Annotated in this window: 17 protein-coding genes; 5 read left to right on the top strand and 12 right to left on the bottom strand. The window is 58.4% G+C overall.

The window, feature by feature from the left end:
• Positions 1–340 precede the first annotated feature (340 nt).
• Positions 341–817, top strand: coding sequence for a putative periplasmic lipoprotein (locus tag WMO44_RS13075; RefSeq protein ID WP_097778995.1), 477 nt, complete (start codon positions 341–343; stop codon positions 815–817).
• 121 nt (positions 818–938) lie between these two features.
• On the opposite strand, the gene WMO44_RS13070 is transcribed toward WMO44_RS13075, so the two are convergent.
• Positions 939–1,187, bottom strand: coding sequence for a DUF6061 family protein (locus WMO44_RS13070; protein ID WP_097778996.1), 249 nt, complete (start codon positions 1,185–1,187; stop codon positions 939–941).
• Positions 1,188–2,446: 1,259 nt separating this feature from the next.
• Between WMO44_RS13070 and WMO44_RS13065 the strand changes: the two genes are divergently transcribed.
• A complete protein-coding gene (locus WMO44_RS13065) occupies positions 2,447–3,187 on the top strand; it encodes a sialate O-acetylesterase (RefSeq protein ID WP_349152847.1) in 741 nt (246 codons plus the stop codon).
• A 149-nt stretch (positions 3,188–3,336) separates the two neighbouring features.
• On the opposite strand, the gene WMO44_RS13060 is transcribed toward WMO44_RS13065, so the two are convergent.
• The gene (locus WMO44_RS13060) at positions 3,337–4,203 is read right to left on the bottom strand and encodes a MurR/RpiR family transcriptional regulator (RefSeq protein WP_249252227.1); all 867 of its coding nucleotides are present in this window, start codon (positions 4,201–4,203) and stop codon (positions 3,337–3,339) included.
• 202 nt (positions 4,204–4,405) lie between these two features.
• Between WMO44_RS13060 and murQ the strand changes: the two genes are divergently transcribed.
• The 3 genes from murQ to WMO44_RS13045 all read left to right on the top strand — a co-directional run bounded on the left by murQ (position 4,406) and on the right by WMO44_RS13045 (position 7,876).
• On the top strand, positions 4,406–5,314 hold the full coding sequence (gene murQ, locus WMO44_RS13055) for an N-acetylmuramic acid 6-phosphate etherase (protein WP_349152846.1): 909 nt from the start codon (positions 4,406–4,408) through the stop codon (positions 5,312–5,314).
• Between the two features lie 77 nt (positions 5,315–5,391).
• Positions 5,392–6,834 carry a PTS transporter subunit EIIC gene (locus WMO44_RS13050; RefSeq protein WP_349152845.1) on the top strand — a complete coding sequence of 481 codons (1,443 nt, stop codon included), beginning with the start codon at positions 5,392–5,394 and terminating at the stop codon, positions 6,832–6,834.
• Entirely contained in the window at positions 6,827–7,876 is a 1,050-nt protein-coding gene (locus WMO44_RS13045; RefSeq protein ID WP_349152844.1) for a MupG family TIM beta-alpha barrel fold protein, read from the top strand. The genes WMO44_RS13050 and WMO44_RS13045 overlap by 8 nt, the downstream gene beginning before the upstream one ends.
• Before the next feature lie 255 nt (positions 7,877–8,131).
• Here the strand turns inward: WMO44_RS13045 and WMO44_RS13040 are convergent, their stop codons facing one another.
• The 10 genes from WMO44_RS13040 to hisG all read right to left on the bottom strand — a co-directional run bounded on the left by WMO44_RS13040 (position 8,132) and on the right by hisG (position 18,396).
• Complete coding sequence (locus WMO44_RS13040; protein WP_349152843.1) at positions 8,132–9,511, bottom strand: MATE family efflux transporter; 1,380 nt, start codon at positions 9,509–9,511, stop codon at positions 8,132–8,134.
• 324 nt (positions 9,512–9,835) lie between these two features.
• Positions 9,836–10,660 carry a histidinol-phosphatase HisJ family protein gene (locus tag WMO44_RS13035; RefSeq protein ID WP_349152842.1) on the bottom strand — a complete coding sequence of 275 codons (825 nt, stop codon included), beginning with the start codon at positions 10,658–10,660 and terminating at the stop codon, positions 9,836–9,838.
• 7 nt (positions 10,661–10,667) lie between these two features.
• Entirely contained in the window at positions 10,668–11,303 is a 636-nt protein-coding gene (hisIE, locus tag WMO44_RS13030) for a bifunctional phosphoribosyl-AMP cyclohydrolase/phosphoribosyl-ATP diphosphatase HisIE (RefSeq protein WP_117553951.1), read from the bottom strand.
• A 261-nt stretch (positions 11,304–11,564) separates the two neighbouring features.
• Positions 11,565–12,320 (bottom strand): imidazole glycerol phosphate synthase subunit HisF, encoded by a 756-nt coding sequence (hisF, locus tag WMO44_RS13025; RefSeq protein WP_349152841.1) that lies wholly within the window; start codon positions 12,318–12,320, stop codon positions 11,565–11,567.
• A 15-nt stretch (positions 12,321–12,335) separates the two neighbouring features.
• On the bottom strand, positions 12,336–13,055 hold the full coding sequence (gene hisA, locus WMO44_RS13020; RefSeq protein ID WP_316544979.1) for a 1-(5-phosphoribosyl)-5-[(5-phosphoribosylamino)methylideneamino]imidazole-4-carboxamide isomerase: 720 nt from the start codon (positions 13,053–13,055) through the stop codon (positions 12,336–12,338).
• 30 nt (positions 13,056–13,085) lie between these two features.
• Complete coding sequence (gene hisH, locus WMO44_RS13015) at positions 13,086–13,694, bottom strand: imidazole glycerol phosphate synthase subunit HisH (protein WP_349152840.1); 609 nt, start codon at positions 13,692–13,694, stop codon at positions 13,086–13,088.
• The gene (hisB, locus tag WMO44_RS13010) at positions 13,691–14,287 is read right to left on the bottom strand and encodes an imidazoleglycerol-phosphate dehydratase HisB (protein ID WP_349152839.1); all 597 of its coding nucleotides are present in this window, start codon (positions 14,285–14,287) and stop codon (positions 13,691–13,693) included. Before hisB ends, hisH begins: the two co-directional genes overlap by 4 nt.
• 2 nt (positions 14,288–14,289) lie before the next feature.
• Positions 14,290–15,351, bottom strand: coding sequence for a histidinol-phosphate transaminase (hisC, locus tag WMO44_RS13005; protein WP_349152838.1), 1,062 nt, complete (start codon positions 15,349–15,351; stop codon positions 14,290–14,292).
• A gap of 175 nt (positions 15,352–15,526) precedes the next feature.
• Positions 15,527–16,804: a histidinol dehydrogenase gene (gene hisD, locus WMO44_RS13000; RefSeq protein WP_349152837.1), complete on the bottom strand. Its 1,278-nt coding sequence runs from the start codon at positions 16,802–16,804 to the stop codon at positions 15,527–15,529.
• Positions 16,801–18,396, bottom strand: a complete 1,596-nt coding sequence (gene hisG / locus WMO44_RS12995) for an ATP phosphoribosyltransferase (protein ID WP_349152836.1) — start codon at positions 18,394–18,396, stop codon at positions 16,801–16,803. The genes hisD and hisG overlap by 4 nt, the downstream gene beginning before the upstream one ends.
• Between the last annotated feature and the right edge of the window lie 419 nt (positions 18,397–18,815).

The raw sequence follows: 18,815 nt of genomic DNA, 5'->3' as shown, positions 1-18,815 counted from the left end.
GCTATGGCTTCACCGATGGCGAGGAACATCCGCTGATCGGCACGGCGATATACTTTCACCTGACGAAAGGCCGCGCCAAAAAGACGGAGGAACAAGCTATGGATAACCTGTGGCTGGAACTGCCGTGGTGGTTTGTATGAACGAAAAGAAAAATCGTGATTGTGCTACAAGTTTTCTGGAAATTTATGTGCAACCATACGATTTTGAAAAAATTGTGGACAGATGAAATAAATCAGGCTTGAAGTTCGTTGTTTAAACAGAAAAGTTAATAATTATGGTATGATAAAATGCGATAACAAATAAATCGACAAAAATAGATTGAATAAAGGAGAAGAATGCTATGAAAAAAGTAATTTACCTGTTTGTGCTATGCATGGTTTTGGGGTTAGCTGGATGTGGGCAATCTCAGGAAAATAAAGAATCATCGACTGAAAGCACTTCAGTACAAGTAGAAAACAAAAATGTTAGTGATATAGTATCAAACGAGCATTTAACCAATAATGATACTGCGAATTTTCAAATGCCAGAGGAAGGCTATTATAGTAATGATTTTGATGAAATTCTGAATATCACTAAAGAAGATGATGGCACATATAGGATCGAGTATAGCGTTACCCATTTGCTTTATGTCGAAAACGCGATTGGAACTTACGATTCTGAAACAGGGATTCTTAGCTTTAGCGGCAAAGACGACAGAGGAAATGATATAAAAGCAGAAATTGAAAATAAGGGAGATCATCTGGAAGTCACAGTAACTCAGAGCAACTATGAAGATATTATCGGGACGAAGCAGGAATTTTTTCAAGCAGATGAGTAAGAACAAATAGGCGACAAAAGTTGTGGAAAAACTTGATAACTATTAACAAACCGATAGCCCTCTATTTGCAATGATCGCAAGTAGAGGGCTGTTGGTCTGTTTGGAATATTCTAATTAAAGGTCAATCTTCTAATCTGCCATGGTCGCGGCCGAGCGAGAGATAATGTTCAATCTCACCACCCAGTACAAGCTGGGCGTACTCCAATGGTTTATTGTAGAGCAGCCAGTCCAGTTCTGCCCGCTGTGCCGGGGTGTTGCCGTACTCGTCCTCAATGGCAATGCAGTCGATGGCAACAGCAGAGCCGTCCGCAAACTGGGCTTCCACCCGGTTGGTGTCCATATTGTAGTGGCAAGAAAGCAGTTTGTTCATAGTCGTGTCCTCCATGACTTGATTTTGATGTTCGGCCACTCAAACCAATGCCGTCAAGCCGGTGGGGGATAGAGCGATTTTATTTGTCGGGGAGTAAGTGCACGGTTTCTGCACGGATTTTGCACGGTTTCAAAACGTGCAGAAGGTGCTTTTCGTTGCAAAATCCGACAAAGGGTGCAGAAATTACCGGGTGAAAAATCACGTTGTCTTGATTAAAAATAACGATGACTCGAAACTTCCATAAATTGAGACGAACCGGCGGCTTGCTCTCTTAATCAGTGGGCCCAGGGTTCGAGTCCCTGGAGGTGCACCAGATATTGAACGTCAAATCGTAAGATTTGGCGTTCTTTCTTTATGTAGGAAAGCGGCTGCACACTTTCTGCACACCGTTTGCACATTTGCCCGAATCAGGGGCTTTTCTGCGCAAGGTTTGCACAGCCTGCTTTCCTTTGCATAAAAAGTCACTTGTCGGGGCAAGGCCCCTCCATCTTGCTGGCGCAAGACCGTTCGGTCACTCAAAAGCCCCACTGGGGCTTTTGTTGCTTCGCAAACGTGAATTTTTTATGCAAACAGAACTCTCGTCAATTCTCTGCGTTCGTCTGCGTCCATCAGCCGGATGGCTTCAAGGATCTCCTTACCGGAGATTTTTGCTGCCGCCGGCTTTTCGTTTTGCCGGGGTCAGGTCTTGCGAGGTCATCGCCGGGTATCCCATGCAGACGGTCATGCGGTTTTCAAGGTCCAACGGGCAAAACGGCAACAAAAAAGCCGTCACAAAACAGATCAGCCCTGCCCTCGCTTTTTCTGGAAGGTCATGCTAGTCGGTTATGTTAACGGCTGAAAGCCAAGATGTTCAGCCCCGCAGGGTCTGAACGAATATGTAAAAATATGTTATGGATCTACACCCCTCAGTCTGCCGACGGCATCACCTTTGCTGCCGATGGCAAAGCAACTGTTACGGCAGAACAGTTTGAACTGAATCTGTAACCTGATATTCCCTTCATTTCTCCTTCATTGAATACAGCCCCGCTTTGGCTTCTCCTTCGCCAAAGCGGGGCTGTGCTTGTTATGTCATTGATCTTCCAGCCTGCCGTGGTCGCGGATGAACTGCGCCATCCCCTCGCGCTCGATCTCCTCATCGTCCACGATCAACAGCGTATACAAAACGATCTCATCATTTTCACAGCATAGAAGCAGCTGTTCGTGAATGTCGGCTGCTTTTGTGCTATACTGGGGTAAAAAAATGCAGGAGGCGTTTTGTTATGGCACTATGGATCAACGATGGTCTGCACGAGGCAGCGCAGGGCATCCGCTCGTTTTTACTGGTGGGACAGTCTAACATGGCAGGACGGGGCGATTTGACCCCGGAGAACACCATCACTGCCCCGGATTGCTTCATGCTGCGCATGGGGCGCTGGCAGCCCATGAGTGAGCCCATCAATGTGGACCGGGCGGTGGCAGAGGGGGCGGTTCCACGCAGCGGCGCAAACCTTGCCGCAAGCTTTGCCGCGCAGCTGCAAAAAGAAACCGGGGCTAAAATCGGCTTGATTCCCTGCGCAGACGGCGGTACCCGCATCAGCCAGTGGCAACCGGGCGAGGTGCTGTTTGACCATGCAGTCTTTCAGGCAAAGCTGGCTATGCGCACCTCCGCGCTGACCGCGATCTTGTGGCATCAGGGCGAGAGCGACTGTCTTGCCCCGGAGCAGCTGGAAGCCTACCCGGAGCAGTTCTTGCGCACTATGCGGGCGTTCCGGGAAGAACTGGGCGATTTGCCCATCGTGGTGGGGGAACTGGGCTACCCGGAAAACGGTTTCCACGGAACCCCGGCAGAACTGCTGAAGGAGTTCAACCGCCGCCTGCCCGAACTGGCCGCGCAGCTGCCGAAGTGTGCGGTCGTTTCCGCCGCTGACCTTACTGCCCGCCCGGACGGGCTGCATTTCACGACTGAAAGCCTGCGGACACTGGGTCTGCGCTATCTGGAAGCCTACAAGAGTCTGGTGTAAATGCCGGATTTCTTCAGGAAAGCAGTCGCTTTTCTGCTCAGATTGAAAAAAGCCGTAAAAAACGCTATACTTTCGCTCACGGAAGCAAAGGCGCTTGGTGAGGAGACCACCAGGCGCCTTTTTTGTACCCTGCGGGACGGCTTTTCGTTTTACGGCTGGGTCAGCACCTCCGGGTCACCGGGCTTATAGATATGAGTCTTGGTCAGGCGGCGCATGGTGTCCTCGTGGTTGCGGCTGGCGTAGGCGGTGTACAGGATATCCATCACGTTCAGCTGGGAAAGCCGGGAGGACATGGCACCGTTGCGGAACAGGCTCTCGTTGGCGGCCACATACAGCACATGGTCGGCCAGCTGTGCCACCTCGGAGGGGTAGTAGCGGGTCACCGCAATGACCGGTGCGCCGCCCGCCTTCATCTCCTTGATGCACTGGATCATCTCCATGGTCTGCCCGGAGTAGGAGAACACGATGCCCACATCCTGCGCGGTGGCGTTGCGTGCCTGCAAAAGCTGCGAGTGAGAGTCCTCGTTGACCACGCAGGGTTTGTCCAGCCGCAGAAATTTCAGGTAGGTGTCCTTTGCCACGCACAGCGAGGAACCGATGCCGAACAACAGCACCGTGCGGGCGTTGGCGATCAACTCCACACACTGTTCCAGCTCGTCCAGCAACAGCAGCCGCTGGGTGTCCAGCAGGCTCTGGATGTTCTTGTGGGTCACCTTTTCCACGATCTCCTGCAAACTGTCCTGCGGGGTGATATCCTTTTCCCGGTGGCTGCCGTTCTCCCCAAGGGTGGCAAGCTCCAGCGTCAGGGCGTGGCGCAGTTCCTTGTAGCCCTGAAAGCCGATCACCCGGCAGATGCGCACCACACTGGAAGGGGAGGAGAAGGAGCGCCGCGCCAGATCCCGGATGGTAAGGGTAGTGGTCTCGTCCGGGTTGTCCAGAATGAACTGCGCGATCTGCCGCTCGGTGCTGCTGAGGGAGGGCTGCACCTCCCGCAGGCGTAAAAGAACGTTCTGCATATCGATACCTCTGTTGTATTTCAAGATGGATTGAACAAGCTGCACAAAAAAGTCATACTTGTAAGCAAAAATTTCAAAAACAATGCTTGCATAAAACATTGTACCACAAAATAGTCTTTTTGTGGACATTTTGTTTGAAAAAGTTTATACTTTAGTCACAATCACGCCGCAAGCGGTGCGGCGGAAACTGGAGGTGCAGGATATGGGTTTGAATCTGAGTGGGATGACCACCGAGACCCGCAACCCGCGCACGATGCAGCTGGACCAGATGTCCCCGCTGGAGATCGTGACTGTCATGAACGAGGAGGACGCCCGGGTACCGCTGGCCATTGCCAAGTGCCTGCCGCAAATCGCGCAGGCGGTCACATGGGCGGCAGAAGCCTTTGAAAAAGGCGGACGGCTGTTCTATATGGGCGCCGGTACCTCCGGCCGCTTAGGCGTGCTGGATGCCGCCGAGTGCCCGCCCACCTTCGGTGTGCCGAAGGAGATGGTGGTGGGGCTGATCGCCGGCGGCGAAAAAGCCTTCATCGAGGCCGTGGAGGGCGCAGAGGACAGCCGGGAGCTGGCTGTTGAGGATCTGAAAGCCCACAGCCTGACCGCAAATGACCTTGTGGTGGGCATTGCCGCCTCCGGCCGCACGCCCTATGTGCTGGGCGGTCTGGACTACGCCAAAAGCGTGGGCTGTCACACCGCCGCCATTGCCTGCAATATCGGCAGCGCCATCGGCAAGGCCGCAGAGCTTGCCATTGAGGTGAACTGCGGCCCCGAGGTGCTGACCGGCTCCACCCGGCTCAAGTCCGGCACGGCGCAGAAACTGATTTTGAACATGATCTCCACCGGTTCCATGGTGCGTACCGGCAAGGCCTACCAGAACCTGATGGTGGACGTGCAGCAGACCAACGAAAAGCTGCACACCCGCGCCGAGAATATCGTCATTGACGCCACCGGCGTGGAGCGGGAAAAAGCCCGCGCCGCCATTGATGCAGCGGGCGGCAGCGTAAAGACTGCCATTACCATGCTGCTGGCAGACTGCGATGCCAAGGAGGCCGCCCGGCGGCTGGAACGGGCACGCGGCCATGTGCGGGAGGCCATCCGGCTGGAAGTGCTGTAAGGCACATTTGCACACCCATGTTCCTTAGCGGCAAAGGCCGCATCGGATATACACCTGTTTTAAAGGAGGACCCACTTATGACGAATGAAGAACTGGTCCGCGCGGCGCTGGAGAAAGTCGGCGGAAAGAGCAACGTTCTCACCGCAACCAACTGCATGACCCGTCTGCGGGTGCGCGTTAAAGATGACGCCAAGATCGACGACGAGAGCCTGAAGGCCATCGAGGGCGTGATGGGCATCGTGCACGACCGTACCGGCTATGTAGAGATCGTGGTCGGCCCCGGCAAGTGCCGCAAGTGCGCAGATATCTGCCGCGACATGGGCATCCCGGCGGACGCCGCCGCTTCCACCGCCAACGACTGGCAGACCAACAAGGCCGCCGTCAAGGCAGGGCAGAAGCAGAGCAAGGTCAAGGAGCTGTTCAAGACCTTTGGCGATATCTTTATCCCCCTGATCCCGGGCGTTGTGGCTTCCGGTCTGTGCGCCGGCATCAACTCCCTGATCGGTCAGGTGGTGCCGAACTACGCCGACATCCCCGCACTGGCCCTTATCAGCACCCTGCTGGGTCTGATGAACACCTGCTTCTTGGGCTACCTGACCGCATGGGTCGGCTACCGCGCAGCCGAAAAGTTCGGCGGCACCCCCATTCTGGGCGGTATGCTGGGCATGATCACCGGTCTGGAGGGCATCAACAAGATCTCTTCCATTCTGGGTCTGTTCAACGAGGCTGTGCCGCTGGATTCCATCCTGCGTGCAGGCCGCGGCGGCGTGCTGGCCGTTGTGCTGGGCGCATGGTGCCTTGTCAAGATCGAGCGCTGGGTGCGCAAGTGGATGCCCGAATCTCTGGACATCGTGTTCACCCCGCTGATTACCATGATCCTGTGCCTCGTGCCCTATATCCTGATCATCATGCCTGCTACCGGCTATGTTTCCACCGCGCTGTGCTGGGTGGTTGAAAAGCTGTGCATGAGCGATATCCTGATCGTGCGCATCATTGCCGGTTATGTTTCCACCGCTCTGTTCCTGCCCATGGTCGCTATGGGTATGCACCACGGTCTGGTCGCTCTGTACTCCGTGCAGCTGGAGAGCTTTGGCTACGTTACCCTGTACCCCGCTCTGGCTATGGCCGGTGCAGGTCAGGTTGGCGCTGCTGTCGCTATCTACTTCAAGGCTAAGAAGTGCGGCAACACCCGCCTGAAGAACGTTATCACCGGCGCACTGCCCGCAGGTCTGCTGGGCATCGGCGAGCCGCTGATCTACGGCGTCACCCTGCCCATGGGCAAGCCCTTCATCAGTGCCGGTCTGGGCGCTGGTTTCGGCGGTGCCTTCGTTATGGCCATGCAGGTGGCTGCTACCGCTTGGGGCCCCTCCGGTCTGCTGGCTCTGTTCGTCATGACCGCCGGCCCTCACGGTGTGGCTGCTTCCGTTGGCTGCTACGCAGTGGGTCTGGTCATCTGCTACATTATGGGCTTTATCGTGACCAATGCAATGGTCTCTGTTGAGGACGTTGCCAATGCTTAAAACACTCGGACGGTCAGTGTATCTGACGCAGTTTGAGGAACAGCGTGCGTCGCTTTCCGCTTTTGCGGCAGGCGGCGCGCCTGTTTTTATCTCACTGCATATCAGCGAAGAATTTGATGCCGCTTACTGCACCCGCGTGCAGGAAATGTGCGATTTTCTCTCCGCACAGGGCTGGCGCATTCTGGCAGACGTGTCGGAAAAGACCCTCCGGCAGTTCGGCTGCGCCGACCTGACCGCGCTGGCAAAGCGGCTGCACCTGTGGGGTCTGCGGCTGGACTACGGCTTCTCGGTGGAGCAGATGTGTGCCCTTGCGCAGCAGCTGCCCGTTGCCGTCAACGCTTCTACCACCACCCCGGAGGTGGCGCGGCAGCTGGCGGCAGGCGGCGGCACGGTCATTGCCATGCACAACTTCTACCCCCGCCCGGAGACCGGCCTTGACCCGGAATTTCTGCGCGAGAGCACCGCAGCTTTGCAGGCAGAGGGCTTGCAGGTGTACGGCTTTATCCCCGGCGACGCCCTGCTGCGCGGCCCGCTGTACAAGGGTCTGCCCACGCTGGAAGCCCACCGCACCGCCGCCCCCTCAGCGGCCTTTGCGGACTTGGCGCTGAACTACGGGCTGGACGGCATTTTTGCGGGCGACCCGGAGGTCAGCACCCGGGAGCAGGAGTACATCCGCCACTTCTGCACCACCGGCGAGCTCTGCCTGCCGGTCGCCCTGCGCCCCGGCTACGAGACGCTGTACGACCGCACCTTTACCTGCCGCCCGGATTCGCCCAAAACGCTTGTACGGTATCAGGAATCCCGGCTCTACTCCTGCTTTGGCAGCACCGTGCAGCCGGATAACTGCACCGAGCGCCGCCGCCGCTGCGTGACCATGGATAACATCGGCTACGGGCGCTATTCCGGCGAAATTCAGCTCATGCGCACCGACCTGCCCGCAGACGAAAAGGTGAACGTCATCGGTGAAGTGCCCGCAGAATACGACCTGCTGCTGGACTGCATTAAGCGCGGAAAGACCTTCCGCATGGTAAAAACATCATAAATCATAACACAACACCCCCGGACAGCTCTGCGTGCTGTCCGGGGGTGTCTTTATGGTTCCCTTCTGTGAAAAAGGGGTTCTGAAAAGTCCGCGTTTGCGCAGCAATGAAAGCCCCAGTGGGGCTTTTAAGCGGCAGAGCGGTCTGCGCAAGCAGATGGAGGGGCTTTGCCCCGACAAACTCCGCAGACTTTTCAGAACCCCAAAATTCAAAATATATTTTCCGCTGAATATGCGCAGAGCGAACGCGGCGCGCATTCAGATCGTCTTTTTCTTCGGATACACAAAGGCGTCGCGGCGGTACACTGCCACAAGATATGCCGCCATGAAGCACCAGATGATGGGCTCGCACAGGATAACGGCATTGTAGGCGTAGCGCGGGATGAACACCAGCACAAAGATCACCTTGCCCACCAGCTCGATGACGCTGGAAAACAGCGGCAGCACCTTCTGCCCAAGGCTCTGCAAAGCGTACCGGGTGCACAGCAGCACCCCCAGCACCGCGTAGAACGGCGCGTTCCACATCAGATACCGTGCGCCGTTTTCCAGCACGAGGGGTGCGGTGGAACCGGAGATCAGCTGCACCAGCTGCCGGGCAAAAAGCTGCATCAGCACCATGTTGGCCGCCATGATGACCACCGAGCACAGGTACATGGTGCGCATCCCTTTGCGCACCCGCTCCGGCTGAGCGGCGCCCCGGTTCTGCGAAACAAAGGTAGAGCCTGCGTTTGCCATGGAGATCAGCGGCATACTGGTAAAGGAGAACAGCTTGCGCGCGGCGGTGTGCCCCGCAATGGTCAGCGTGCCCAGCCCGTTGATGCCGTATTGCAGCACCACCGACCCCGCCGACACGATGCTGCTCATCAGCCCCATGGAGATGCTCTGGCTGAACAGCTCCCAGTACAAATGCTGTCCCACCGCCCAGTGCTTGCGGGCGGGCAGCAGCAGCGGCACGCGGCGCATCACATACAGAATGCACAGCACCACCGAGATGCCCTGCGCAATGACGGTAGCCACCGCCGCGCCCTGCACGCCCATGCCCAGCCCGGCAATGAACCATAGATCCAGCGCCACGTTCAGTCCCGAGCTGATAAGCAAAAACACCAGAGGCATCACGCTGTTGCCGATGGCGCGCAGCAACCCGGCGCACAGGTTATAAAGGAACATCACTAAAACGCCCAAATCGATGACGATGATGTACCGGTAGGCGTCCTCTAAAATCTCTGCGGGGGTGTCCAGCAGCTGCAAAAGCGGCCGCAGGCCGAAAAAGCCCGCCGTGGTAATGACAAAGCTGGCGCAAAGCCCGATGACCAGCGACCCGGCCACCGTCCTTTTGAGCAGATCCTCGTCCTGTGCCCCATAGGAGCGTGCAGCCACGATGGAAAGTCCGTTGCCGATGCCGATGCCAAAGCCCACCAGCAGCTCGTAGATGGACCCGCAGGAGCCGATGGCAGCCAGTGCGCTATCGCCCAGCACGTTACCCACGATCATGGTATCTACGGTATTATACAGCTGCTGGAACAGGTTGGACACCAGAATGGGCAGCATGAACAGCAAAAGGTTCTTGAAAATAGGTCCGTGCAGCAGGTCTGCATTCCGGTTAAAGAGGTTTGTTTTCAGGGGTCGCGTCTGGGTCATAGGATTCCTTTCTTCGCGCAAAAAGGAGGCCGTTGCACAAAAACTGTGCAGTGGCCTCTTTTGCGGTAAAACGATTTTGAATGCCCTCCGCCTTCGCTCTGGGCATATTCAGTGGAAAAATTATTTTTATTTCGCAATTCTGGAAAATCTGCGGATTTTCCAGAATTGCTTTTTCACGGGTGGGGTTTTGGAACGAACTTCCTCAGAGAGGGAGCCTTTGGCATGGTTGGAAAGCTTCTCATTGCACCTGAAGCTTTAGCAATGTGCCTTAAACCTTGGCTCCCCCTTCGGGGGAGCTGGCGCGGGAGCGCCTGAGAGGGTTATTTATAACTCCTGCTCTTCAAACCCGTTGACGGTCAGCACAGTCAGGGCGGTAAAGCCTGCGGCCTTGATGGCGGCGGCGGCTTCGTCAAAGCCGAAGGTCAGCGCGGCGGTGTCGTGGGCGTCGGCGGTGATGATCACCCTGCCGCCCAGCTTGTTCCACTCGCCCAGCAGCCATGCGCCGGGGTAGAAGTCCTTGCGGTAGCCCCGGTACACGCCGCCGGTGTTCACTTCCAGAATGCAGTCGTTCTCCCGGGCAGCTTGCAGCGCCCTGAGCGCTGCGGCCTTGTAGCGGGGAGACTCCTCATCAAAGAAGCTGCCGTCCGCGTTCAGCTTTTTGACAAGGTCGATATGTCCCAGAATATCCGGCTTTTTGGCGGCGATCTTTTCCACCTCGGCAAAATAGGCTTCCACCGCTGCCAGCGGGTCACCGTCAAAATCGTTATTGATGCAGTCCCGCAGATCCTCGGGGCGGAAATCGATCTCGTAGTATTTGCCGGTATTTTTGCCGTACAGATGGTGCGCGCTGCCGATCCAGTAATCAAAGCCTTTGGGCGTGCCCTCGCTCAGCAGATCCCACTCGATGCCGCACAGGATATCTACTTTGCCCCGGTACTCGTTTTTCAGCTTGGCGATGGTGGCGCGGTACTGCGCGGTGCGGCCGGGGGTCATGCAGTATTCACGGTCAGGCTTTGTGTAGCTGTGGCCGCTGAAACCAAGGGTGGTCAGCCCCTGCGCACAGGCGGCACCCGCCATCTCCTGCAGGGTGTTCTTGCCGTCACACAGGGTAGAGTGGCAATGTACGCTGGACTTTTTGTAATCTGCCATAGGCTTCTCACTGCATCCTTTCCTGCTTGACCTTGTGGTCGATGACGTGGCGCTTTTCCAGCTCTCGGGTCACATCCTCTACAGTGATGCCCGCGCTGACCATCAGCACCAGCACATGATAGGCAAGGTCGCTGATCTCGTAGACCGTCTCGGCCTTGTCCTCTTTTTCGCCCGCAATGATGACCTCGGTGCACTCTTCGCCCACCTTTTTCAGGATCTTCTCCTTGCCCTTTTCAAACAGGTAGGTGGTGTAGCTGCCCGCAGTAGGTGTATCCTTGCGGCCCTTGATGAGGTTATACAGCCCCTGCCAGCTGAACTGCTTCAGCTCCGGGGAGACGTATACCTCGTTGAAAAAGCAGCTCTCTGCCCCGGTGTGACAGGCGGGGCCGTCTTTCACCACCTCTACCACCAGTGCATCGGCGTCGCAGTCGGCGGTAATGGACACTACCCGCTGCACATTGCCGCTGGTCTCGCCCTTGCGCCAGATCTCCTGACGGCTGCGGCTCCAGAACACGGTGCGCCCCTCGGCAATGGTCAGCGCCAGCGTTTCGGCGTTCATGTAGGCAAGGGTGAGCACCTGCTTTGTGTAGTGATCCTGCACGATGGCGGGGATCAGGCCTTTTTCATCAAATTTCAGTTCCATGACGGTTCTCCCTCCCCGGATGGGGATACTGTGTATTTTATCGTATTCAAGATAAAAATGCAAGTCATTTATGTGCTTTTTATTGGAATCAACTTGTGCGGTTTGACTCGGAGCAAAAGCCTTCACCCCTTGGGGGGAAGGTGGCGCGTAGCGCCGGATGAGGGGTAATTCCGGTAGCAGCGCCCTCATCAGTCACCTGCGGTGACAGCTTCCCCCGACCGGGGGAAGCCTTCATTCGGAAATTGATTTCTTTGGTGTTTTTTACAGCCGCATCTCCACGCCGTTGGCGTTCAGGTACTCTTTCAGTTCCTGGATACCCAGCAGCTTTTGGTGGAAGATGCCCGCCGCCAGCCCGGCGTCGATGCCCTTGTGGTGGAACAGCTCCAGAAAATCCTCTTTTTTGCCCGCGCCGCCGCTGGCAATGATGGGGATATTCACCCGGGCAGCCACCGCGTCCAGCATTTCAAGGTCGAAGCCGTTGCGCACGCCGTCGGTGTCGATGCTGTTCAGGCATATTTCGCCCGCGCCGTGGGCGGCGCACCAGCTGATCCAGTCCAGCGCATCCCGGCCGGTATCCTCACGCCCGCCCTTGGCGAACACCCGGAACTGTCCGTTCACCCGCTTCACGTCTGCGGAAAGCACCACGCACTGGTCACCGTAGCGCTGGGCGGCGGCGGGGATCAGCCCGGGGTCCTTCAGCGCGCCGGAGTTGACGCTTACCTTATCCGCGCCGCATTTCAGCACCCGGTCAAAATCCTCCAGTGTGTTGATGCCGCCGCCCACGGTCAGGGGGATAAAAATTTCTCCCGCCACCCGGGTCAGGATGTCGGTAAAGAGGGCGCGTCCCTCAAAGCTGGCAGTGATATCGTAAAACACCAGCTCGTCTGCCCCGGCGGCATTGTACAGCCGTGCCATCTCCACCGGGTCGGCCACGTCCTTGACGCCCTCAAAGTTTGTGCCCTTGACCACCCGGCCGTCGCGCACGTCCAGACAGGGGATGATGCGTTTGGTTATCATAAAGACCCCTCTTTCTCAGTCCTGCACCAGCTGCACGCAGCGGGCAAGGTCCAGCGCGCCGGTGTACAGGCTTTTGCCCAGAATGGCCGCTGCTGTGCCCATCTGCTGCAATTCCAGCAGCTCCGCCTCGGAGGAGATGCCGCCGCTGGCGGTAAAGGCCACCCCGGGCACCTCCGCCGCCAGCTGGCGGTAAAGGCTCAGGTTCGTGCCCTGCATCGCGCCGTCACAGGCAATGTCGGTGTAGATGATGGCGGTGCAGCCGGCTTCTGCCAGCCGCTTGCAGAAGGCCACGCCCGGCTCGGCGCTGATCTCCTTCCAGCCGTGGATGGCCACATAGCCGTCCTTGGCGTCCACACCCACGGCAATTTTATCGCCGTATTTTTGCAGCATCCGGGCGGTAAAGGCAAAATCCGTCACCGCCACGCTGCCCAGAATGCAGCGCCCCACCCCGAGGGAAAGGTATTTTTCAATGCGCTCCTCGGTGCGGATGCCGCCGCCTACCTCGATGTACAAACCGCCCTGCTTTGCCAGCGCGGCAATGGTATCGTAGTTGGAAAGGGTGCCGTCCTTAGCACCGTCCAAGTCCACCACATGAAGATTTTTTGCCCCGGCGGCCACAAAGCTGCGTGCCTGTGCGCAGGGGTCCTGCCCGTAAACGGTCATGCGGTCGTAGTCGCCCTGTGTCAGGCGCACCACCTGCCCGCCGCGCAGGTCAATGGCTGGAAATAATTGCATGGTTGTTTCTCCTTTAGCGTCCTCGCCCGCTCACAATTCGCTGAACGCCTTGAGGATCCGCAGCCCGGTGTCGCCGCTTTTTTCCGGGTGGAACTGGGTGCCGTACACCCGCCCTGCCCGCACCGCGCCGGTGACCGGGATGGAATAATCGCTGACGGCAAGGGTGCTTTCGGCGCAGTTTTTGCCGTAGTAGCTGTGGACGTAGTACACATACTCGCCTTCGCGGATGTAGCGGAACAGCGGGTCGTCCTTTACGATGTGCAAAGCGTTCCAGCCCATCTGCGGCACTTTCAGACTTTTGTCCGCGAGGTCAGGCCCCAGCGGGCAGACCTCGCCTTTGATAAAGCCCAGCCCGGCGTGCTCGCCGTATTCGTAGCTTTTTTCAAACAGCAGCTGCATCCCAAGGCAGATGCCCAGCAGGGGCTTCTCTTCCGCCTGCTCCTTCAGCACCGGCACAAAGCCGGTGGCGGTAAGCTTTGCCATGGCATCCCCGAATGCGCCCACCCCCGGCAGGATAAGCCGGTCGGCGGCGCGGATGGCATCGGCGTCGGCGGTGACCACCGCCTGCAGCCCCAGCTGCTGCAAGCTGGAACGCAGGCTGAACAGGTTGCCCACACCGTAATCAAGAATGGCGATCATACCAGCAGTCCTTTCGTGGAGGGGATCTCGTCCCGGTGTGCCGCATCGATGCGCACGGCTTCGGCCAGCGCGTGCCCCGCGCCCTTGAAGCAGGCTTCCAGAATGTGGTGGGTGTTCTCGCCCGCAAACTGCACAAAATGGACGGTGGCGGGCACGCTGCGGGCAAAACCGTACCAGAACTCCTTGGCGCACTCCACGTCAAAATCGCCCACCTTTTCGGTCTGGCAGCGGATGTCCCAGTTCAGGGTGCAGCGTCCGGAAAGATCCACCGCGCACAGCACCAGCGCCTCGTCCATGGGCAGGTAAAAGCTGCCGTAGCGGCAGATGCCGCGCATCTCGCCCAGCGCCCGGGCAAAGGCCTGTCCCAGCGCAATGCCCACGTCCTCGGTGGTGTGGTGGTAGTCCACCTGCACATCGCCGTGGCAGGTGAGCACCAGATCAAACCGTCCGTGCCGGGCAAACAGCTCCAGCATGTGGTTCAGAAAGCCGCATCCGGTGTCGATCTCGTAGCGGCCGGTGCCGTCCAGATCAAGGCTCAGCTCGATCTGGGTCTCGTTGGTGTTGCGTTCCGGCGTTACCATGCGCTCTGCCATTGTCACACCTCCAGTATTTTGTCCACAGCGTCCATCAGTGCCTGCATCTGCTCCGGCGTGCCGATGGTGATGCGCAGCCAGTTTTCAATGCGCGGCGCATCAAAATGCCGCACTAGAATGCCATTTTTCTTTAACTTTCTGTATAGCGCACCGCCGTTTATCCGCTCTGTGCTGGCAAACACAAAGTTTGTGCGGCTGTCCAGCACGGTAAAGCCCCGGTCGGTCAGCTGCTGCATCGTCCATGCGCGGGTGTCCATAATGGCGGCGCGGGTCTTATCAAAGTAGGCGGTATCTTCCAGCGCAGCCTGCCCGGCTTTCAGGGTCAGGCGGTTGATGTTGTAGGGGTTCAGGCTGAACTTGACCCGGTTCAGGTCAGCAATCAGCGCCGCGTTGCCCATGGCAAGCCCAAGCCGCGCACCCGCCAGCTGCCGGGATTTGGAGAAGGTCTGCACCACCAGCAGGTTGTCGTATTGGTCGATAAGCGGCACACAGCTTTCGCCGCCAAAGTCCACATAGGCTTCGTCCACAATGACCACGCTGTCCGGGTTCGATCGCAAAATGCCCTCGATGGCATCCCGGGGCAGGCACAGTCCGGTGGGAGCGTTGGGGTTTGCGATGACGATGGTCTCGTGCAGGCCGTGGTAATCGGCGGGGTCAAGGGTGAAATCCTCTTTTAACGGGATGATATGAGTGGGGATGTGCAGCAAACCGCACCACACGCCGTAGCAGCCGTAGGTGATGTCTGCAAAGGCCAGCGGGTGGCTCTCGTCACAGAAGGCGCGCAGCGCAAAGAACAGGTTCTCGTCGCTGCCGTTGCCGGGCATGACCTGAGAAGGCTGCAAGCCGAAATGCGCCGCCGCCGTGCGCAGCAGCTGTGCACAGGCGGGGTCGGAGTAAAGGCGCAGCTTTTCCACCTCGGCTTCGCTTACGGCTGCCACCACCCGGGGCGACGGCAGATAGGGGCTTTCGTTGGTATTCAGTTTGATGTACTGCTGATCCTGCGGCTGCTCCCCGGGCGTATAGGGGGTGACAGCGGACAGGGCAGGGGAAAGAAAACGGCTCATAATGGTTTCCTCTTTGGGTTCTGCATACCGTGCGCCCTCATCAGTCACCTTCGGTGACAGCTTCCCCCGACCGGGGGAAGCCTTCAGGACGCTGCCGGTTTCGGAAAAGCCTTCCCCCAGACGGGGGAAGGTGGATGCGAACGCAGTGAGCAGACGGATGAGGGTGCTTCCTTATTTATTTCTCATACCGTATGGTCACGCTGCGGGCGTGGGCGTGCAGACCCTCGCGCTCGGCAAAGTCTGCAATGCGGGGCGCAACGGCTTCCAGCGCGTCCCGGGTGTAGTAGATGAAGCTGGACTTCTTGACGAAATCGTCCACGCCCAGCGGGCTGGAAAAGCGTGCGGTGCCGCTGGTGGGCAGGGTGTGGTTGGGGCCTGCAAAGTAATCGCCCAGCGCCTCCGGCACGTTGCGGCCAAGGAAGACGCTGCCCGCGTTGCGGATCTCGTTCAGCACCCCGAAGGGGTCCTCCACGCAGACCTCCAAGTGCTCCGGCGCGATGATGTTGCAGGCTTCAATGGCCTTGTGCAGGTCGGTGCAGAGAATGATTTTGCCGTTGTCGTCCACGCTGGCGCGGGCAATGGCGGCACGGGGCAGCTGCGGAATTTGTACCTCCAGTTCTGCCTGTACCGCCTTGGCAAGGTCTGCGCTGTCGGTGACAAGCACCGGGCTTGCCAGCCTGTCGTGCTCGGCCTGACTTAACAGGTCTGCCGCCACCCACGCGGGATCACAGCTGCCGTCTGCCAGCACCAGAATTTCGCTGGGGCCCGCGATCATATCAATGCCCACCTTGCCGAACACCTTGCGCTTGGCGGTGGCAACGTAGATATTGCCGGGGCCTACGATCTTATCCACCGCCGGGATGCTCTGGGTGCCGTAGGCCAGCGCCGCCACGGCCTGTGCGCCGCCGGTCTTGAAGATCTTGGTCACCCCGGCGGTGGCGGCAGCGGCCAGAATGACCGGGTTCACCTTGCCGTCCTTCCCGGCGGGGGTGGTCATCACGATCTCGGACACCCCTGCCACCTTGGCGGGGATGACGTCCATGAGCACGGTGGAAGGGTACGCCGCCGTGCCGCCGGGCACATAGACGCCCGCTTTTTCAATGGGAGTATATTTCTGCCCCAGTACAATGCCGGGGCGGTCGTTCATCACAAAATTCTTGTGCACCTGCTGGCGGTGGAACTGCTCGATGTTCTCCGCCGCCTGCCGCAGGGTCTCGAGGAAATAGGGGTCCATGCCCGCAAAGGCTTCGTCGATCTCGGCCTGCGTCACCTGTAAATTTTCGATAGTTGCACCGTCAAATTTCAGGGCGTAGTCCTTCAGGGCGTCGTCGCCCCGGGCGCGCACGTCCGCAATGATGGCGTCCACCACGTCCTCCACGTTCTTCTCGGCGCGGATGTCCCGGTTCAGAATTTCCTCCGGCTTCAGCTCGTCAAAATTATACAGCTTGATCATTTCTCTTCCTCCTGCTTGTGCAAGGTGTCGCGCAGCTTTTCCAGCATGGTGTCCATCTGCCGGTGCTTGAACTGGTAGCTGGCCTTGTTGGCGATGAACCGCGCCGAGATGGGCATGAACTCGGTGACCACCTGCAAGCCGTTCTCCCGCAGGGTGGTGCCGGTCTCCACGATGTCCACAATGACATCCGAAAGCCCAAGGATAGGTGCCAGCTCAATGGAGCCGTTCAGCTTGATGATATCGATATCCCGCCCCATGGAGGCGTAGTAGCGCTTTGCAATGTTGACGAACTTGGTGGCCACCCGCACCGGGCGGCTGGGGTCATCCCGGTAGCCCGCCGGGGCGGCTACGCACATCCGGCAGCGGCCAAGGCCGGTGTCCAGCAGCTCGTACACATCGGCGGCAGCTTCGGTCAGGATATCCTTGCCCACGATGCCCACATCGGCAGCGCCGTGTTCCACATAGATGGCCACGTCGCTGGGCTTGACCAGAAAATACCGGATGCCCGCCGCCGGGTTCTCCACCACCAGCTTGCGGGTGGCGTTGTAGTCCTCCGGGCAGCCGTAGCCGATGCCCGCCAGTAAGTTGTATACCTTGTCGCCCAGCCGCCCCTTGGGCAGCGCCACGTTCAGCATCACCTTGCCGGTGTCCTGATGCTGCACCGGCGGCATCGCATTCAGCCGGTCCAGCTCGTCCAGATACACCGCAAAGCCGATAGCACCAGCCCCGGGGGTGAACTTTTGCAGCAGCAGGTCGTACCGTCCGCCCTTCAGCAGCGGGCGGGGCAGGGCTTTCAGGTAGCCCTGAAACACAAGGCCGTTGTAGTATTCCATCTCACCGGCTAAGGTCAGGTCTAACCGGATGCTGCCGCCTGCCCGTCCCAGTGTAGGCGCTAAGGCGGTCAGCTCTGCCACGGCGGCGGTCATGGCGGGGTTGCGGCAGAGCGCTGCCGCCTTGGAAAGGGTAGCGGCGTAGCTGCCGGAAAGCTCCAGCACTCCGCACAAAGCGTCTGCCGCCGTTTCGGAAAGCCCCGCCGCCAGCGCGGCGGCGCGCAGCTCGTGGGCGTTTTTCTGCCGCAGCTTTTCCAGCAGCTGTGCCCGGGCGGCTTCCGGTACGCCCAGCGCATCGAACAGGCCGAACAGGTAGCCCATGTGGCTGACCTCCAGCACCCACTCTGCGCCCAGCGCCGCCAGCGACTGCGCCGCCAGACACACCGCCTGCTGCACCTCGGCTTCGCCCACAGCGCCCAGCAGTTCCAGACCCATCTGGGAGATCTCTTTAAAGGTGTGGCTCTCGGCAGAGGGACGGTAGACGTTTTCGTGGTAGTAGTACCGCAGCGTCTCGCCCGGCGCGGGCTGCGCCGTCTTTGCGATGGACAGGGTCACGTCCGGCTTGAGCGCCAGCAGACGACCGTCCAAATCGGTAAAGGTGATGACCTGCTCCGACGACAGAAAGCTGCGGTTCTCCTGATACAGGCTGTACTCCTCGAACCGTCCCATGTGGTACTTGCGGCAGCCTGCCGTCTCGTACAGGCTGCGCAGCGCAAAGGAGGCACGCTCCTTTGGCTGCAGATGCTCCAGACTGAACTCCATCCTGCTCCCTCGTTTCTTTCCCTGCGCCGGCACAATTCCGGCGTCTCTATACACAAAAACATCCGGCGCGGCATCCTCCGCGCCCATAGTATGAAAGGCTTCTGTCCTTATTTTACTTTATCTAGGTAAAGTTGTAAAGCGTGAAAGTGAACGTCTTTTCCATTCTTATCCTACAATTTTTCAGTGCGTTTGTACAGAAAGGCGAAAATTTTTCAACCCATCAGCCGGAAAGGTGATGGGAGGAAAAAACAGGGAGTGTGGATGTTCTCTTTTGACACCAAAAGAGAACCAGAAAAGTGTGCGCTTTGCGGGGGAACTTTTTGCTTGCTTTCAGCGTGCAGGGACGCTCCGCTGGGCCAGAGGCAGGGAGGGGTGTTCCGACTCCCCCCTCCCTACCTCTGGACTCCACCCACCCCGCA

Source organism: Faecalibacterium tardum (genome assembly GCF_040096515.1).
Lineage (GTDB): Bacteria > Bacillota > Clostridia > Oscillospirales > Ruminococcaceae > Faecalibacterium > Faecalibacterium tardum.
The sequence above is the reverse complement of the archived record's forward strand: the minus strand, read 5'-3'. Positions and strand labels throughout refer to the sequence as shown.

Bases quoted from the DNA above. Each gene is read 5' to 3' on its own strand.
- hisB (WP_349152839.1), bottom strand. From the start codon at position 14,287: ATGGCAGAGCGCATGGTAACGCCGGAACGCAACACCAACGAGACCCAG.
- murQ (WP_349152846.1), top strand. From the start codon at position 4,406: ATGGGTTTGAATCTGAGTGGGATGACCACCGAGACCCGCAACCCGCGC.
- hisA (WP_316544979.1), bottom strand. From the start codon at position 13,055: ATGCAATTATTTCCAGCCATTGACCTGCGCGGCGGGCAGGTGGTGCGC.
- WMO44_RS13060 (WP_249252227.1), bottom strand. From the start codon at position 4,203: ATGCAGAACGTTCTTTTACGCCTGCGGGAGGTGCAGCCCTCCCTCAGC.
- WMO44_RS13045 (WP_349152844.1), top strand. From the start codon at position 6,827: ATGCTTAAAACACTCGGACGGTCAGTGTATCTGACGCAGTTTGAGGAA.
- hisC (WP_349152838.1), bottom strand. From the start codon at position 15,351: ATGAGCCGTTTTCTTTCCCCTGCCCTGTCCGCTGTCACCCCCTATACG.
- WMO44_RS13065 (WP_349152847.1), top strand. From the start codon at position 2,447: ATGGCACTATGGATCAACGATGGTCTGCACGAGGCAGCGCAGGGCATC.
- WMO44_RS13075 (WP_097778995.1), top strand. From the start codon at position 341: ATGAAAAAAGTAATTTACCTGTTTGTGCTATGCATGGTTTTGGGGTTA.
- WMO44_RS13040 (WP_349152843.1), bottom strand. From the start codon at position 9,511: ATGACCCAGACGCGACCCCTGAAAACAAACCTCTTTAACCGGAATGCA.
- hisF (WP_349152841.1), bottom strand. From the start codon at position 12,320: ATGATAACCAAACGCATCATCCCCTGTCTGGACGTGCGCGACGGCCGG.
- hisD (WP_349152837.1), bottom strand. From the start codon at position 16,804: ATGATCAAGCTGTATAATTTTGACGAGCTGAAGCCGGAGGAAATTCTG.
- WMO44_RS13035 (WP_349152842.1), bottom strand. From the start codon at position 10,660: ATGGCAGATTACAAAAAGTCCAGCGTACATTGCCACTCTACCCTGTGT.
- hisH (WP_349152840.1), bottom strand. From the start codon at position 13,694: ATGATCGCCATTCTTGATTACGGTGTGGGCAACCTGTTCAGCCTGCGT.
- hisIE (WP_117553951.1), bottom strand. From the start codon at position 11,303: ATGGAACTGAAATTTGATGAAAAAGGCCTGATCCCCGCCATCGTGCAG.
- WMO44_RS13050 (WP_349152845.1), top strand. From the start codon at position 5,392: ATGACGAATGAAGAACTGGTCCGCGCGGCGCTGGAGAAAGTCGGCGGA.
- hisG (WP_349152836.1), bottom strand. From the start codon at position 18,396: ATGGAGTTCAGTCTGGAGCATCTGCAGCCAAAGGAGCGTGCCTCCTTT.
- WMO44_RS13070 (WP_097778996.1), bottom strand. From the start codon at position 1,187: ATGAACAAACTGCTTTCTTGCCACTACAATATGGACACCAACCGGGTG.